Source organism: Arcobacter sp. s6, from assembly GCF_040884245.1.
GTDB lineage: Bacteria > Campylobacterota > Campylobacteria > Campylobacterales > Arcobacteraceae > Aliarcobacter.
Map to the genome: position 1 here is coordinate 22,008 of NZ_JBEVTN010000005.1, position 19,936 is coordinate 41,943.

A 19,936-nucleotide genomic window follows, 5' to 3' on the forward strand; every position below is an offset into this window, starting at 1 on the left:
ATGGCACAAGAAGATTCTAAATTTATTAAATATCTGGACAATAAAGTCCAAGTAAAAACAAAAGTTCCTGTGGGGAATAATATAGCAGTATATGTAAGACCTGGCGATAAAATAGACCTTGAAGCATTAGGGATTAATCTAGATACTGCAAAATTCAAACTTATAGGTGGAGATATAGTGTTAGAAATGCCAGGTTCTGGTAGTTTTACCTTTGTTTCTTTAGCCTTAATGGGATTCAATAGCGATGCTCCTGAATTTATTGGATTAGGTGGAAAGATTTCTACATTATCTAGTATTCTGTCAAATATAGATGAAATAAATGATTTACCTGTTACTTCTGTTGCCACTAATGAATTTGTAAACTTGCCAAATGCAACTTCTGATCAAGAGAAAAAGAATAAAACTACAGAAGAAAATCAGAATCAAGCAACGCCTCAAGTAATTGTAATAGATAACAATGTTGCTGCTGATGAAAATTCAAATATATCACAAAGTTTAGCTGAAAGTGTGTCTGTAGATGTATCAAAAAGTGTAGATGTTGCTGCAACTGTAAATGTAAATACTTCAACAAAAACTAAATCAAGTAGCTCATCTTCATCAAAAACAGAAGAGAGTATTGTTGAAGGTATAACACCTACTTTATCGTTCGATATTGATGTTCAACATGTTGGAATAAGTGAAAGTACTTTAAGTGATTCTTCTGGAAATGCTTTAGTGGTTTATGGAGGAGGTGGTATTTCTTATACGAATATTTATCCTAATAGTTATAATACAGTTGATAAAAATGGTTTAATTTCACAAACAAGCGCTGAAAACATAGATTATAGTACAACTGGATCAGCAAGTTATGATAGAGTTATTATTTATGCAGATAATCCAACTCTTTTTGATGCAACAACAACTTCTAGAACTGTTAGTTTAACAGCTACTCAACCTGAAGGTTTTGAAATAACTCAACTAACAATATCTGGAGATTCTTTACCTAGTGGTTTTGAAGTTTTATATGGTGTAAAATCAGGTAATACATGGACAATACAAAAAGATGATGAAAGTACAGATGCTGTAGAAGGTTTCACAATTGATAGTTCAGGTGCTATAACTTTTACTTTTAGTGTTAATAATACTATAGATACTAATTTTGTTTTTAACTTAAGTGCAACTTCTGTATTTAGTTTAGATAATGTATCTGAAGCTAATCAAGCTACTATTGTTACTCCAACAATAACTACAATTGAATATGATAAAGACTACGCAGTTCAAGTTAAAAATATTGAAGATTTAACCGATTCAAAAGAGTACGATTTTGATTCATTTTATTTAAATGGAACATTATACACTAGTGGATTTGTACTTACTTCAAATATAAATTCTACTGAAACAAAAGGTTCTCAAACTTTAGTAAATACAATTTATGGTGGAACTGTAAATGACACAATTTATGGTGGATTAAAATCAGATACAATTTATGGAAATACAGGTGATGATACAATTATCACAAGAGCTGGTGATGATCTTGTAGATGGAGGGGCAGGTCTTGATACTTTAGATTATTCAGAAATTAATAATGCCAATGATATTGGTATAAATGCTAATTTAAATACAGGAATTGTTACAGGTGATGGTACTGATACCATATCAAATATTGAAAATATCATAGGGACTCAAAATAAAGATACCATTATTGGTAATGATGAAATAAATATTTTAAAAGGTGAAGCAGGAGCTGATACTATATCAGGTGGAGCTGGAGATGATACTATCGAAGGTGGAGCAGGAAATGACACTGTTAAAGGTGGATTGGGAGAAGATTTACTAAAAGGTGATGCCGGAACTGATACTGTTTCTTATGAAGATGCAACAACAACTGGTACAAGTGGGGTTACTGTAACTTTAGAAGTTAGTGCTGATACAGTAGGACTTGGAAGTGCAACTGGAATTGATGGTATAGATACCTTATGGAATTTTGAAAATGTAACAGGTTCAAATTACAATGATACTATTATTGGTAATTCAGGAATTAATATTCTTAATGGATTAGCAGGGAATGATACCATAATAGGAAATGCAGGAAATGATACTATTTATGGTGGAGATGGAATTGATACTGTAGATTTTTCAGGTGCTTCTTCTGCTGAAGAAATTGATTTATCAAATAATAGAGCAACAGGTGGAGATGGAAGAGATAGTATTTATACTGTTGAAAATGTAATAGGCTCACTTTACAATGATACTATTATAGGAGATGTTTTAGATAATGTCTTAGATGGAAATGAAGGTAATGATATTATTTCAGGTGGAGCAGGAAATGATACTTTATATGGTGGATTAGATAATGACACTTTAACAGGTGGAGCAGGAGATGATTATTTAGATGGTGGAGAAAATGGAACATCTTCAGGAGCTGGTGATTATGCTAATTATAGTGATATTACAAGTGGTGGTGTTAGTGTAAATCTTGCTTTAACAACAGCACAAGACACTATAAATGCAGGAATTGATACTCTTATTAATATTGAAAATTTAATTGGTTCTTCGTTTGATGACACTTTACAAGGAACTACGGGAGATAATACATTATTAGGTGGAAATGGTAATGATACTCTTGTTTCAAATGGAAGTAGTGTCTTAGGATATGATTATATTGATGGTGGTTCAGGAACTGATGACTTATTAAGTTTTAAATCTGAAACACAAGGTGTAATAGTTGATTTAGCTGATGCTGATGTTCAAGATACAGGTGCTGGAAATATCCAAATTAAAAATATTGAGAATTTGGAAGGTGGTTCTAATAACGATACTTTATATGGTTCATCAAAAGATAATGAGATTTATGGATTAGCTGGAAATGATACTCTTTATGGACTTACAGGAAATGACTCTTTATATGGTGGAGATGGCATAGATACCTTATTTGGTGGAACAGGGAATGATATCCTAGATGGGGGAAATGGAATTGATACTGTTAATTATAGTGATTCTAGTTCAGTAATTTTAACACTAGCAAATACAGGTTTAAGTGCACTTGCAAAAATTGGTATAGAAGAAGATACTGTAACAAACGTAGAAAATATTGTAGGTTCGGAATATGCAGATACTTTAGGTGGAAATAGTGATAACAATATTTTAGATGGAAGCCTAGGAAATGATACTTTAATTGCCAGTGATGGAAGTGATACTTTAATTGGAGGATCAGGAACTGATACTATTGATTATAGCGCAAGAAACAAAGCGATTGAAATAACTTTAAATGAAAGTGCTTCGACAGTATTAAAAGAAGAAGGTATAAATAAAGATACTATATATCAAGTTGAAAATGTATTAGGTTCTAGTGCAAATGATACAATAACGGGTGATAGTAATAGCAATATAATAAAAGGAAATGCTGGGGCAGATACCTTATCAGGGGGAACTGGAAACGATTATCTTGATGGTGGAGATGGAATCGATACGGTTGATTATTCTTATTTAAATAATATATTAACTAATAGTTCAGGTGTTAATGTTGATTTATCATCGAATAAGGGTATTGATTTAAATACAAATGATAGAGATACTATTGAAAATGTTGAAAATGTAATTGGTACAAAATTTAATGATACTTTAGTAGGTAATGCACTAGATAATATATTAGATGCAAGGGAAGGAAATGACACTTTAAAAGGTGGAGCAGGAAACGACACTTTCTTAGGTGGAGATGGAATTGATACGGTTGATTATAGTGATGTTACTCAAAAATTATATGTTGATTTAAAATCTTTATCACCAACTGAAGTTGCAATTGGACAAGGAATTGATACTTTTTCTTCAATTGAAGGTGTTATTGGTGGAGTTAATGATGATACTTTAATTGGTACAACTGGTGCTAATAATATTGTAGGTGGAGCAGGAAATGATACATTAGTTGGATATGGAGTAACTGATGGTTCAGGTGGAATTGATACTTTAGATGGTGGAGTTGGAACAGATTTAATTAGTTTTGGATTTACGACAGATGCTATTACTTTAGATCTTTCTAAAACTTCAGCTCAAGCAACAGGTGCTCAGGGAAGTTTGATTGTTTCAAATATAGAAGATATCTATGGTGGTTATGGAAATGATACTTTAACTGGTAACAGTAGTAATAATACTATAAAAGGTGGTTTTGGATCTGATACTTTATATGGAAGTTCTGGAAATGATACTTTAAATGGTGGTAAAAATTCAGAACAAAATAGATTCACAATAACTTCAACAGGTACTATCTCTTTTTATGTAGCAGGTATCTTAATATCTGCAACGGGTGCTAGTGCAAGTGAACAAATTAGTAATATAATCAGTGAATTTAATTCTCAAAATGATTTAAGTTCTTTAGATCTTGGAACAATAGGTACAGATGGAACATATATATATTTAGAAACAACCCAAACTGTAGCTACACCTATTAATTTAACTGTAGATAATAGTTTTGTATCTATAGATACAGTAGATTATTCAACATTAACAGGAGAAACTGTTAATGTTGATTTATCAACACAAACTGTAATCAAAAATAATGGAAGTACTACAAGTACAGATACTATCATTGATATTGAACAAGTTATTGGTGGAAGTGGTAACGATATTTTAATTGGTGATGATAATGCTAATATCTTAAGAGGTGGAGCTGGTAACGATACAATCACTGGTGGAAATGGTAGTGATACTCTTTATGGTGATGCTGGAAATGACACTTTTATATCTTCTGTTGGGGATGGAATAGATACTATTTATGGTGGAACAGATAGTGATACTGTAGATTATAGTGCAGAGACAGATAAAATTATTGTTACTCTTAATGGAGTAAATCAAACAAGAGTAAAAATAGCTGGAATAGATAACGATTATATACAAGAAATAGAAAATATCACATCAGGAAGTGCAGATGACACTTTAACAGGTGATAGTAATGATAATACATTTATATCAAATGCAGGAAATGATACTTTATCAGGTGGTGCAGGAAATGATTATTTAGATGGTGGAGCTGATACAGATACAGTTGATTACACATATATAAACAGTGTTTCTTTATATGATAAAGGTGTAAATGTAAATCTAGTAAATGAAACTGCAACAGATATGACAGGGGGAACATTAGTAGGTATAGATACTCTTAAAAATATTGAAAATATTGTAGGAACTCAAAATAATGATTCAATAGTAGGAAACTCATCTGCAAATACACTTTATGGAGGAGCTGGAGCTGATACCTTAGTTGGAAATGAAGGTGATGATTCTTTAGATGGAGGAGCTGGAGACGATATTTTAAAAGGTGGAACTGGAGATGATACCTTAAATGGTGGTGAGGGAAATGACACTGCTGATTTCTCTGATGCTAATGCTTCTGTAAATATAGATCTTAGTGCAACAGGACCTGTTATTATTGGTGCAGGACTTGGAACAGATACTTTTACTTCTATTGAAGGTGCAATTGGTGGAAATTATGATGACACTATTAAAGGTACAACAGGTGCAAATACATTAATAGGAAATGCTGGAAATGACACTTTAACAGGTGGTGGAACAACTTCAGGATATGATTATATAGATGGAGGAAGTGGGATAGATTTTGTAAGTTACAAGGATGAAACAGGAAATGTAACTATTAATTTAGGACTTACTTATACAGATACAGACACTACTTCTCATACATTTAATGATTCAGATGGTGCAGTAAATACTTATCAAGATGCAGGAGCAGCAGGAAATTTATATATTCAAAATGTAGAAAATCTAGAAGGTGGTAGTGGAAATGATACTTTAATAGGGAATTCATCAGCAAATACACTTTTAGGTGGAGATGGAAATGATTGGCTAATAGGAAAAGCTAATAATAATGTATTAGATGGACAAGGTGGAATATCTGATACAGCTGATTATTCATTTGTAACAAGTGGTGTTGGTATCAAAGCAGATATGAATGCAGGTACTGATGGTACAGATAGTATTGGTGAAGTTACTTATGAAGCAATTTATTTAGATACTTTAAAAAATATTGAAAATATTAGAGCTACAAAAAATGATGATGAAATCATAGGTGATACAGATGATGGTATTGCAAACTTGTATGAAGGAATGGCAGGATCTGATACTATATCAGGTGGATCAGGTGATGATATTATTTATGGTAATAATATTACAAATTCCGATTCTTCAAGTGATACAGCAGATACTCTAAGTGGAGGAGCAGGAGCTGATAAACTTTATGGACAAACAGGTGATGATACATTAAGTGGAGGAGCAGGCCTAGATACCTTAGATGGTGGAATAGGAAGTGATACAGCTGATTATACATATTTAAATTCAGGAACAAATGGAGTTAATGTAAATTTTAATACATTAACAGCCTCAGTAGTAAATGATGCTACAGATATTGATACATTAGTAAGTGTTGAAAATGCAATAGGTAGCTCAAATAGCGATACCTTTACTATGAAATCAGGAACAGATACAAATACTATCGATGGAAAAGCAGGAATAGATACAATAGATTATTCAAACTATTTAGCCTCAACACCAATAACAGTAAACCTAGGAACAACTATCGCTCAAACAGTAGCAAATGGGGATAATGACACAATTTTAAATGTTGAGAACCTGATAGCAGGTCTTGGTGATGATACAATTACTGGATCTTCATTAAGTAATAGTTTAAATGGAAATGAAGGAAGTGATACCTTCTTTGCAAGTGATGGAAATGATATTATCAATGGTGGGGTTGATGCCACTTCAAATGATACGGATATAGCAAACTATTCAAATCAAAGTAATAAAATAGTTCTAACTACAGCAAGTGGTACAAATAATTATTCAGTAAGTAAATTAGCTTCAGGGGGAATAGACTCTTTATCAAATATTGAAAATATTCAAGGTTCAAGCTACGCAGACACAATGACTGGAGATAGTCAAAATGATGTATTTAAAGGTGGGGCTGGAGATGATTCTTTATATGGTGAAGCTGGAGATGATTCTTTATATGGTGAAGCTGGAGATGATACATTAGTTGGTGGAGCTGGAAATGATATTTTAGATGGTGGAGATAATACTGTTAGTGGGGATTATGTAGACTATTCTTTAAGAACTGATGGTATAAAGATTGATTTATCAAATAATCAAGCCATTGTTGATATAGATAATAATAATACTTTTGATTCAGTTACTGATGAAGTAGATAGCATATTAAATATAGAGAATGTATTAGGTTCACAAGATAATGATAATATTATTGGAACAAGTACTGTAAATACTCTATTTGGAAACGCAGGAAATGATACTATTGATGGAGCAGCAGGAGCTGATTATATTAGTGGTGGAGCTGGTGATGATACAATAACTGGTGGAGCAGATGCAGATAATTTATATGGAAATGATGGTGATGATACCTTTAAATTTAGTTCTGCTACAGATGAATCAAAAAATGATTATATAGATGGGGGAAATAATACAGCTGTTGGAGATACAGTAGATTATAGTTCTTTATTATCAAAAATAAGTGTAGATCTTGATGACTCAAGTTCTGTTTATGTAGCCGTTGGAACAAGTAATGAAAACCATTTAATAAAAAATATAGAAAATATTACTGGTACATACCTAGCGGATACTATCTTTGGAAATTCATCTAATAATACACTTAAAGGAGCAGAAGGAGCTGATATTTTATCAGGTGAAGCTGGAGATGATTATCTAGATGGAGGACTTGGTAACGATACCTTAAAAGGTGGAGCTGGAAATGATAGCTTAATTGGTGGAGATGGAACAGATACTGTAGATTATAGTGATGCAACTGAAAACTTAACTGTAGATATAACAGATGGTGTTCATGTTATTAGTACTTCACAAGGAACAGATACTTTTTCTTCAATAGAAGGAGTTATTGGTGGAACTGGTGATGATACGCTAACTGGAAATAGTAGTACAAATACATTAATTGGTAATAAAGGTAATGATACATTAATTGGTGCTGGAACATCAAGTGATGGAGGAATAGATTATCTAGATGGTGGTGAAGGAACAGACTTCGTAAGTTTTAGTGATAGAGCTTCTGGAATTACTTTAGATTTATCAAATACAGGTGCACAAGATACAGATGGTAATGGTTCGAATGATTTGATTATCCAAAATATCGAAAATGCTGAAGGTGGAAGTGGTGATGATAAAATCACTGGAAATAGCAGCAACAATGCCCTAAAAGGTGGAGGTGGAGATGATACTTTCTTTGCATCTTTAGGGAATGATATCATTGATGGAGGAGCTAATACGGCAACTGGCGATAAAGTAGATTATTCAAGTTTATCTTCAGGTGTTAGTATTACTGCAAATGGTGGTGGTTCTTATACCGTTATAAAATCAAGTGGTACAGATACTTTAACAAATATTGAAAATATAAGTGCAAGTGATTTAAATGATACTTTAATAGGCGATGAAACAAGTAATACTTTTTATGGACTAAAAGGTAATGATTATCTAGATGGAAGAGGTGGAGATGATTTTCTTTATGGTGGAGATGATAATGACACTTTACTTGGTGGAACAGGAAATGATTTAATTGATGGTGGAGCAGGGAATGATACTGTTGATTATAAAGATACACCAGATTTTATTGCTACAGAAGGTGTAACTGTAAATTTAAATACAACTACTGCTCAAACAGTAAGTTCAGAATTAGGAAATGATACTTTAGTTTCTATAGAAAATATAAATGGTACAGCATTTAAAGATATTCTAACAGGTGATTCTAATGCAAATATCATAAATGGAAGAGCTGGAGATGATACAATCACTGGAAATGGTGGAGCAGATATTTTAAATGGGGAAGAAGGTGATGATACATTTATTCAAACTGCAATATCAGGAGATACAACAGGTGATGTAATAAATGGAGGAAGTGAAACAGACGGTTCAAGAGGAAGCGACACTGTTAATTACTCTGCTTTAAGCAATGCAAATGGAATAAAAGTTAAATTAAATGATACAGGTGTAGCAAATGTAGATGTTGCAAGTTCTACTTCAGATCACCAACTAATAAATATAGAAAATATTATAGGAAGTTCTGGAACTGATACTATTGAAGGTGATAGTGCTAATAATATTTTAAATGGATTTAGTGGAACTAATGATACTTTATCTTATGCAAATTCTGCAAATGGTGTTTATGTAAATATAGGTACTACAGCTATTTCTGGAATTGATATTGATGGTGATGGTGATATTGATAATATTGCTGCATCTACAGGAACAGGAACAGGTCTAGGAGTAGATACAGTAATAAATTTTGATGATATTTTAGGAGGAAATGCTTCTGATACATTAGTTGGAGATGCTAACTCAAATACATTAAATGGTGGAGCTGGAAATGACATTCTAGTTGGTGCAGGTGGAGCAGATAGTTTAATTGGTGGAACAGGAAATGATACTGTTTCTTATGCAACTGATACTGCTGGAATAAATGTTAGTTTACGAAATGGTAATGGAATAGATGGCTCAAATAGTACTGATAATTATGATTCTATAGAAAATGTATTAGGAAGTTTATATGATGATACTATCGAAGGTGATACTGGAAATAATATCTTAAATGGTGGAGCTGGAATTGATACTTTAACTTATGAAAGTTCAAGTACAGGTGTAACTGTAAACTTATCAATAACATCACAACAAAATACTGTAAATGAAGGTTCTGATACTATTAGTAATTTTGAGAATTTAACAGGTTCTTTAGGAAATGATTCATTAACTGGTGATGATAATGTAAATGTAATAAATGGAAAAGCAGGAAATGATTATATAGTTGGTGGTAAGGGTGCTGATAGTTTATATGGTGGAATTGGAAATGATACTTTCATTATAAATGATGGTGATGGAAATGATACGATTGATGGATATATATCTGGACAAAGTGATGGAAGTACAGATGGTAGTTCAAGTAGTGATACAGTAGATTTTTCTTCACTTTCAAATAGTGTAAGTGTTGATTTAAAAACAAATAATAATGCAGTTATAGCAGATACTGCAACTACAACACTTTCTTTAACAAATATTGAAAATATAATCGGAACTGATGGAAATGATACTTTAATTGGAAATGATGAAATAAATACTTTAGTAGGTGGAAAAGGAAATGATGAAATCACTGGAAATGGTGGAGCTGATAAATTAGAGGGAGATGAAGGTGATGACACGTTCAAAGGTCTTAGTTTTACAGGTTCTGCGATTGATGGTGGAACAGGAAGTGAAACAAACGGAGATACTGTAAACTATCAAGATATTACTTCTTCAGTTACAGTAAAATTAGCAGAACCTGGCTCAATTACAACTGTTCAAGTAGGAACAGATACCTCAGATCATACAATTGCAAATATAGAAAATATAACAGGTTCAAATACAGCAGCAGATAATTTAACAGGGAATAGTGGGAAAAATACACTTCTTGGATTAATTGGAAATGATACTCTTGATGGAGCTGATGGAGATGATTATCTTGATGGTGGAGATGGAATAAATACTCTAAGTTTCGCAAGTGTTAGTTCTGGAACGAATGTAAACTTATCATCAAGTGCATATATTTATGGAACTACTACAGTCGCTGCAAATACAGCAATTTCAAAAGCAACTGATATTGACAACAATGGAATAAAAGATACAGATACAATTTTAAATTTTAGTAATATCATTGGTTCAAGTTCTGATGATTTGATTATTGGTGATGCAAATGCAAATACAATAGATGGTGCAGACTCAGATGATACAATTGATGGTTTAGGCGGAGATGATATTTTAATTGGTGGAGCTGGAAACGATCTATTTATTATGAATGCGAATGATGGTACAGACACAGTTGATGGTGGAAGTGGAAGTGCCGATGTTATTTCTTATGCAAATTTAGATTCTACACAAGGAATAAGTGTTGAATTGGATGCTGCTACCTATAAAACTGTAACAATTACAAATGGAACAAATGATTCTATAAAAAATATAGAAAATGTAACTGGTGGAGCAGGAAACGATACAATCATTGGAGATGGTCTTAATAATATATTAATAGGAAATGCTGGTAATGACTCTATTGATGGTGGTGCTGGGAAAGATACTTTATATGGTGGAGCTGGAATTGATACTTTAAAAGGTGATGACGGAGAGGATTTGATCTTTGGAGGAACTGATAAAGATATTATTAATGGAGGAGCAGGAAATGATATTTTATACGGTGGTGATAAATCATTAAGTGAAGCTGATGTTGATACTGATGAAACAGGTACTGGAAATGATACTATTTATGGTGACGCAGGTATTGACATTATTTATGGTAGAGATGGAGATGATACATTAGATGGTGGAACTGAAAATGACACTTTATATGGTGGAGCAGGAAATGATACTTTAATAGGTGGAGATGGAGATGATACTATAGATGGTGGAGAAGGTAGTGAAACTACTGGAGATACTGTTGATTATTCATCAAAATCTACATATTTAGATATAAATTTAATGAATCAAGATGCTTCTGGATATGCAACAGCAACAATTGGTGCCGAAAAAGATTTATTAAAGAATATTGAAAACATTACGGGAACTACTGGAACTGATTATATTGGTGGAGATAATGATAACAATGTAATTAACGGTTTTCAAGGTGATGATACAATAATTGGTGCAGGAGGAAGTGATACTTTAATTGGTGGAGACGGTGATGATACTTTTAGAGCTGGACTTGATAATATTGTAAGTACAGGACAAGATAAAATACTTGAAGATGGTGATGATGGAATTGATTATATAGATGGAGGAGAAGGAGTTGAGGATAATGGTGGAGATACCGTTGATTACTCTGCTTTTGGATCAACCCATAATATAACTGTAAATCTAGCTGATACTCCTGATACAAATGGTTATACAACTGTAAATGTAACTTCTGGTTCAAATGATTATATTAAAAATATTGAAAATATTATAGGAACAGCTGGAGCTGATATTATAAGTGGAGATAGCAGTAATAATATTTTAGATGGAAGTGCAGGAAATGATACTTTAAGTGGTGGAGCAGGAAATGATACCATTAAAGGTGGAGCTGGAATTGATACAGTTACTTACATTGATTCATTAAGTGGAATAACTGTAGATTTAAAAGATACAGATGGTGATGGTTATGAAGTTTCAGCTGATGGATTTGGTGGAAAAGATGATCTTTCAGGTATTGAAGTTTTAATTGCTTCTACTTTTGATGATAGCATAACAGGTTCAAACACAAGTGATACTTTAGTTGGCGCAGGAGGAGATGATAAATTTTATTCAACTTCAGGAAGTGATACTATTTATGGTGGAACTATTGCTAGTAATGGAACTCATTCTGTAGCAAATGGGGAATATAATAAAGTATATTATAGTAATGCAGCAAAAGTATATATAGATTTAAGTACTACAATTACTGATGCATCTGGAAATATCTATTCAGAAGCTATAAAATCAAATAGTTTTGCAAATGATGGCTTTGCAAGTAATATTGAATCAACAGATAAATTATATGGGATTATAAATATATCTGGATCTTCAAGCTATGATACTTTAATTGGTGATTCTCAAGCTAATAAATTAGAAGGACAAGCTGGAAATGATTTATTAGAAGGAAAAGGTGGAGCAGATTTCTTAGAAGGTGGAAGTGGAAATGATACATTTGTAGCATCAAGCGCTACAGATGGTGCTGATATCATTGATGGTGGAATTGATAGTGATACTCTTGATTATAGTGCATTAGGAAGTTCAAATAAAATAACTGTTACTCTTGAGAATGATGGAACATCTGCAAATGTGGTAGTTACTGGTGGAGATACAGATTCTGTAGTAAATATTGAAAATATAATTGGAACACAAGGTGCTGATACTATCACAGGTAATTCAAGTGCTAATACATTATATGGGCATGATGGTGCTGATATACTAAAAGGTGAAGCAGGAAATGATGAACTTTATGGTGAAGCAGGAAATGATACCTTACAAGGTGGAACAGGCGATGATATCATTGATGGTGGTGCTGATACTGATACGGTTGATTATTCAAATGCAACATCTGCGATAACAGTAGATTTAAATCTAAATGATGGAACAGTTTCTCAAAATGTAGGAGCTAGTGAAGGAAATGATACTTTAAATAGCATTGAAAATGCAATAGGTTCTTCATATGATGATACTTTTAAAACAAACTATAGTGTAAATAATAATTTTGATGGGGCCTTAGGAAGTGATACTGTTGACTATAGTTCTTTAGTAGTAAATGATGCAACAATAGATAAAGTAGTTGCAACAATGTCAGGTGCTACTGCAACAGGAAGTTCTGGCTCAACAACTACGACAGATACTTTTACTTCAATTGAAAATATAAAAGCAAGTGCAGGAAATGATACTTTATCAGGTGATTCAAATGCTAATACTCTAAAAGGTGAAGCTGGAGATGATTTCCTTTATGGAGCTGGTGGAGATGATTATATTGATGGTGGAACTAATACAACTGTTGGAGATACAGTAAATTATTCATCATCAAGTGATGGAGTTACTGTTGATTTATCAAGTAGTATAGCTCAAAGTGTAAGTGCTTCTCAAGGAAATGATACTTTAATTGGTATAGAAAATGTACTTGGGAGTGCATATGCAGATACTTTCAAAGGTAATAATGCAGTTTCAAATATTTTTAATGGTGGTACTTCAAATTTAAATGCTGCTTTAAATTCTACAACTGGAGAATATACAAGTGATGAGAATGATAGAGTTGATTATTCAAGTTCTTCAAGTTCAATAGTAGTAAATTTAAATACAAATCAAGTTGTAATTGGTGGAACTGTAACTGACTACTTATATAATATTGAACATATAATAGGAACAGCACAAGATGATACTTTTACAGGTAATAGTGATAATAATTCACTTGTAGGTGGAGCTGGTAATGATACTTTCTATATTATTGATGTAAATAATGGAAATGATGTAATTGAGGGTGATACGAGTGCTGGTGGGAATGTTGGATTAAGAGATACAATTGATTATAGTGCAATATCGAATTCATATTACTTAGATGCAAATTTATCTAGTAATTCTTTAATAATTAGAAATACAAGTGATGGAACTTCTGCAGATAGTGATACGGTAAGTAATATAGAAGATATAGTAGGAACTGCAGGAAACGATATTATAAGAGGAAATGCTTCTAGTAATATTTTAAGTGGAGCAGAAGGTACGGATACAATCTATGGTGAAGCTGGAAATGATTTAATTTATGGTGGAAATAATAGTGATAATTCAACAACTGCAATAACTTATGAATTATTAGATGGTGGAGCAGGAGATGACACTATTTATGGTGGAGCAGGAAATGACTCTATTTTAGGTGGTAGTGATGCTGGACTTGATACACTTTATGGTGAAGCTGGAAATGACATAATCGAAGGTGGTTCAGGAGTTGATACAATTGATGGTGGAATAGGTGATGATACTATTAAAGGTGATTCAGGAGAAGATTTAATCTATGGTGGATTAGGTGATGATACTATTAGAGGTGGAAGTGAAGCTGATATTATTCACGGGGGTGATTCCTTAAATTCTTTAAGTGATGGTAATGATATTATTTATGGTGAAGATGGCGCAGATACTATTTATGGTGGATATGGAAATGACACAATAAGTGGTGGAGCTAATGATGATACTATTTATGGTGGAATAATTGGAAATACAGATTATGATAATGCAATATATGGAGATGCAGATACAGTAACATATGCAAGTGCTACAAATGGAGTAACGGTTGATTTTGTAAATAATCAAGCAACTGGTGAAGGTACTGACACTTTATATGGAATTGAAAATGCAATAGGTTCAACATATGATGATGTTTTTATTTCAAAACTTACTGTTTCAAATAAATTTGATGGAAATGAAGGTAATGAAACAAATGGAGATAGTATTTCTTATGAAGAAGTAACTGTAGATAGTGGACAAGAAAACCAAGATAGAGTAATTATGAATTTATCTGGAACAGCAGATTCACAAGGATACTATGCCGCTCAAATTTATCAAGATGGTACTTTAGTAACTACTGATTATTTAAAAAATATTGAAAATATTACAGGTTCAAATGGTAATGATATTTTAACAGGTGATAGTGATAAAAATACACTAAAAGGTCTTGCTGGTGATGATACATTAAGTGGTCAAGGTGGAAATGATTATTTAGATGGTGGAGATGGTAGTGACACAGCAAGTTATATAGAAAAAACAGTTGCCGTAACAGTTGATTTTAAAACAAATGAAGCTACTACTGCAACTGAAACAGATACTTTAAACTCAATAGAAAATGCAATTGGTGGTAGTGCAAAAGATACATTTATCATGAATGAAGATAGTGTAACAAATATTATTGATGGACAAGGGGATAGTGATACAGTTTCTTATGTGAACTATACTACAAATGGTGTAAGAATAAATCTAAGTACAACAGCTGCACAAACTGTTACAACAGGCGATATAGATACAATAATAAATATTGAAAATATAATAGGTTCTCAACAAGATGATATTTTTATAGGTTCAATCCAAGTAAATTCAATTAAAGGTGGTCTTGGAAACGATACCTTTATTGCAGGAACTGATACAACAAACGATGGTATTATAGAAAATTTAGCTGACGGTGCTGATTATTTTGATGGTGGAGAAGGTACAGGAGATTGGGCAGATTATTCTGTAATTGCAGACGATGCTAATTCTTCTACAAATGGAATAACCCTAACGCTAGATGGTGCAACTGAAGCTTTAGTTACTGTAAATGGTCAAACAGGTTTTGATACTTTATTAAATGTTGAACATATAAGTGGAACACAAGATAACGATAGTATAAAAGGTGATTCTCAAAATAATACTTTACTTGGAAATGCTGGAGATGATACATTATATGGTGAAGGTGGTATTGATAATCTTTTTGGAGGTATAGGTAAAGATATTCTTGAAGGTGGAGCAGGTGATGATACACTACAAGGTGGAGATGGAGATGATAGTTTAACAGGTGGTTTAGGAAACGATAAAATTTATGGTGGTACTCTTGTTGGAACTACACACACAGATTCAGGAATTGATACTGTAGATTTTACAAATGCTTTAGAAACTTTAACTATAGATTTAGATTTATCTTTAGCAGGTGGGCTAGCAATAGATGGAACAATCGAAGGAAAATCAGTAGGTTCAACAGGAGAACAAGGTCAAGGGATAGATGAATTATATGGAATAGAAAATATCATAGGTTCAAACTATGCCAATGACACTATTTATGCAAATGATTCAGTAAATATTCTAACAACACAAGCCGGTGATGATGTTATAGAAGCACGAGGTGCAGCTGATACTATATATGCAGGAAGTGGAAATGATACTATTATTGCAACAAGTGCTAGTGATGGGGCTGATTATATTGATGGAGGAGCTGATACTGATACTTTAGATTATTCTAAATTAGCTTCTTCAAATAATATAATAGTAGATTTAAGTGTAGCTGCAACTGTTGATTTTGATGGAACTGGCGGAAATGACTCTTGGCAAGTAAATATTGCAAATGGAAATACTGATATTGTAAAAGGTATTGAGAATATAATTGGAGGAGCTGGAAATGACACAATTACAGCCAATTCTTCAGTTAATGAACTTCAAGGTGGAGCTGGAAGTGATACATTATCAGGTGGAGATGGTAAAGATATTATTAATGGATATTATACAAATCAAAGTGAAAGTACAGTTGAGTATGATACTGTAAGTTATGCTTATCTTACTTCAAAATCTGTAACAATAGATTTAACAGCAGGAACTGCTGTAGTTGATTCAAATGATAGTGATACTTTAATCTCTATTGAAAATGCAATTGGTGGATCTTTAGGCGATATCATAACTGGAAGTGCTGATATTAATTCACTTGAAGGAGCAGGAGGAAATGATACTTTTATAAGTTCACTTGGTAATGACTTTATTTATGGTGGAAATGTAACAGGAACTACTCATACTGATTCTCATACAACAGGTGATGTGGTTGATTATAGTAATAGTATAAATACAAGTAATAATTTACTAATAAACTTAAGCACTGTTTTAACAGATCTTTCAGGAAATTCATATTCAAGTGCATATGTTAGATTAACTAGTAATAATTCATCTGTTTACACAGATAGTTTATATGGAATTGAAGATATCACAGGAACATCAAATAATGATACATTAACAGGTAGCAACACAGCAAATACATTAATTGGAAATGCAGGAAATGATACACTTCAAGGTTTATTAGGTGCTGATAGACTTGATGGTGGAGCAGGTGATGACGTATTTATTATTAATGAAAATGATATTGGTGATAGTGGAAATGATTCAATTATAGGTGGAAGTGGTTCTGATACTATTAATTACAATGGAATTACTTCGAGTGGGGTTACTATTGATTTTGGAAGTGGAACAAGTGCAACTGTAACTATTGGTTCATATACACATACTTTAGAAGAAGTTGAAAATATCATAGGTACAAATCAAGCTGATATATTAACAGGTAATGAAAGTGTAAATACTATTCAAGGTATGGGTGGAGATGATTCTATTTATGGCCAAGCAGGTTCTGATTACCTTTATGGAGGAAATAATCAAGCAGACGCTACATCTTCTGGTGATGATTATATAGATGGTAAAGAGGGTGATGATAAAATCTATGGTGGAGATGGAAAAGATACTCTTTACGGTGGAGATGGAAAAGATACTCTTTATGGAGAAGCAGGAGATGACAGTATATATGGAGAAGCTGGAGATGATACACTTTTTGGTGGAGCTGGAAATGATGCTTTAGATGGTGGATTAGGAGCAGATATTATCTACGCAGGTGATGGTAATGATACAATTACTTTTGAACAAGCAGATAATAAAAATGATATCGTTTATGGTGGAACAGCAGCAGCAGATAGTGGAATAGATACAGTAGATTATTCACAAGCACTTAAAGGTATGACTGTAACTTTAGGGGATGGAAATGCTCAAGGAACAGCAACAAGTGCAGATCAAGGAACAGATAGTTTATATGGTATTGAAAATATTATTGGTTCAAATTTAGAAAAAGATATTATCACAGGAAATAGTGGTATAAATATTTTAAGTGGTTTAGGCGGAGCAGATACATTATATGGAGCAGCAGGTGAAGACACACTTTTAGGTGGAGCTGACAATGATGAACTTCATGGTGGAGCGGATAATGACTCTATTGAAGGTGGAGAAGGTAATGATACTATTTATGGTGATGCTGGAAATGATACCTTAAGAGGTGATTCCGGAGCTGATACTTTTGTATTTACATACTCTACTGATACTTTTGATGGAAATGATAATATTGATGGTGGAGCAGATAGCGATACTATTAATTATAGTGCAATTATTGATTCACAATATCATGCTGATATTGATTTAACAAGTGGTACTTCTGTAATAAAAAATGCAAGCAATACACCTGTAAAAACAGACACAATAGTTTCAATTGAAAATGCAATAGGAACAAGTGGTGCTGATACTTTTAGAGGAAATAATTTACAAAACTCTTTAAATGGTGGAACTGGAACAGATACTATTTTATACACATTTGCGGCATTAACTGCAGGTATTACTGCTAATTTAAATGCAGGAACAGTAGAAAAAACTGTTTCAAGTGGAACAATAATTGATACCATAACTTCAATTGAAAATATTATAGGTTCAGATTTTGATGATACTTTTATTACAAAACTTACAACTGCAAATATTATTGATGGTGGAGAAAGTAATGTAAATTCTCAAGGTGCTGAGGTAAATGGAGATACTGTAGATTATAGTTCAAATGGTGCTACAAAAATTGTAGTTGATTTAGCTGCTACTGATGTTGATTCTTATTCAACAGTAACAGTTAGTGGAACAAGTGCAGTAAATGATAAATTAAAAAATATAGAAAATATAACAGGAACAGCAGGAAACGACACTATTTTAGGTGATGACTCTTCTAATACACTATTTGGTATGGCAGGAAATGATTCTTTAGATGGTAAAGGTGGAGATGATTATATCGATGGTGGAGCAGGAAATGACACAATTACCGGTGGATCAGGAGCTGATATACTATTTGGTGGAACTGGGAATGATACTTTTGTAGATACAGATTTTACAGGAGATACAATTGATGGTGGAAGTGAAACTGATTCAAGCAGAGGAAGTGATACTGTAGATTATTCACAAATTACTACAGATGGTGTATCTGTAACTTTAAACAATACAACAGCTGCAACTGTAACAATAGGATCAAATACTCATACTATTGTAAATATTGAAAATATTAAAGGAACAAATCAAGCTGATAATATCATTGGAGATAGTGGAAATAATACACTTGAAGGAAATGATGGAACGGATAATATATCAGGTGGAGCAGGTGATGACCTTATAGATGGTGGTGCAAATGCTACTGGTACTGAAATATTATTAGGTGGAGATGGAAAAGATACTATCTATGGTGGAGATGGCATTGATAGTATTGATGGTGGAGCTGGAGATGATGAAATTTATGGAGATGATTCATTAAATAGTTCTTCAATGGCTAATAATGATACATTATTAGGTGGAGCTGGAGCAGATAGTATTTATGGTGGATATGGAGATGATACTTTAATAGGTGGTGCGGATAATGATCAACTATATGGAGGAGAAGGAAGTGACACTGCTGATTATAGTAGTGAAAGTTCTAGAGTAAATGCTAATATTGATATTGGAAGTGCACAAGGTACATCTTCAGGTATTGATATTTTAGTTTCTATTGAAAATATTACAGGTACAAATCTTGCTGGAAGTGCAGATACAATTGTTGGAGACGACTCTGCTAATATACTAAAAGGTTTAGCAG

General features: G+C 32.8%; 1 protein-coding gene (running past one end of the window). It reads left to right on the top strand.

The window, feature by feature from the left end; all coding sequences use genetic code 11:
* The coding region annotated (locus ABVS04_RS03920) for a hypothetical protein (protein WP_368029369.1) crosses the window boundary (this coding region is incomplete at its 3' end): on the top strand, nucleotides 1–19,936 show 19,936 of its 27,860 nt. 7,924 nt of the annotated region lie beyond the right edge of the window.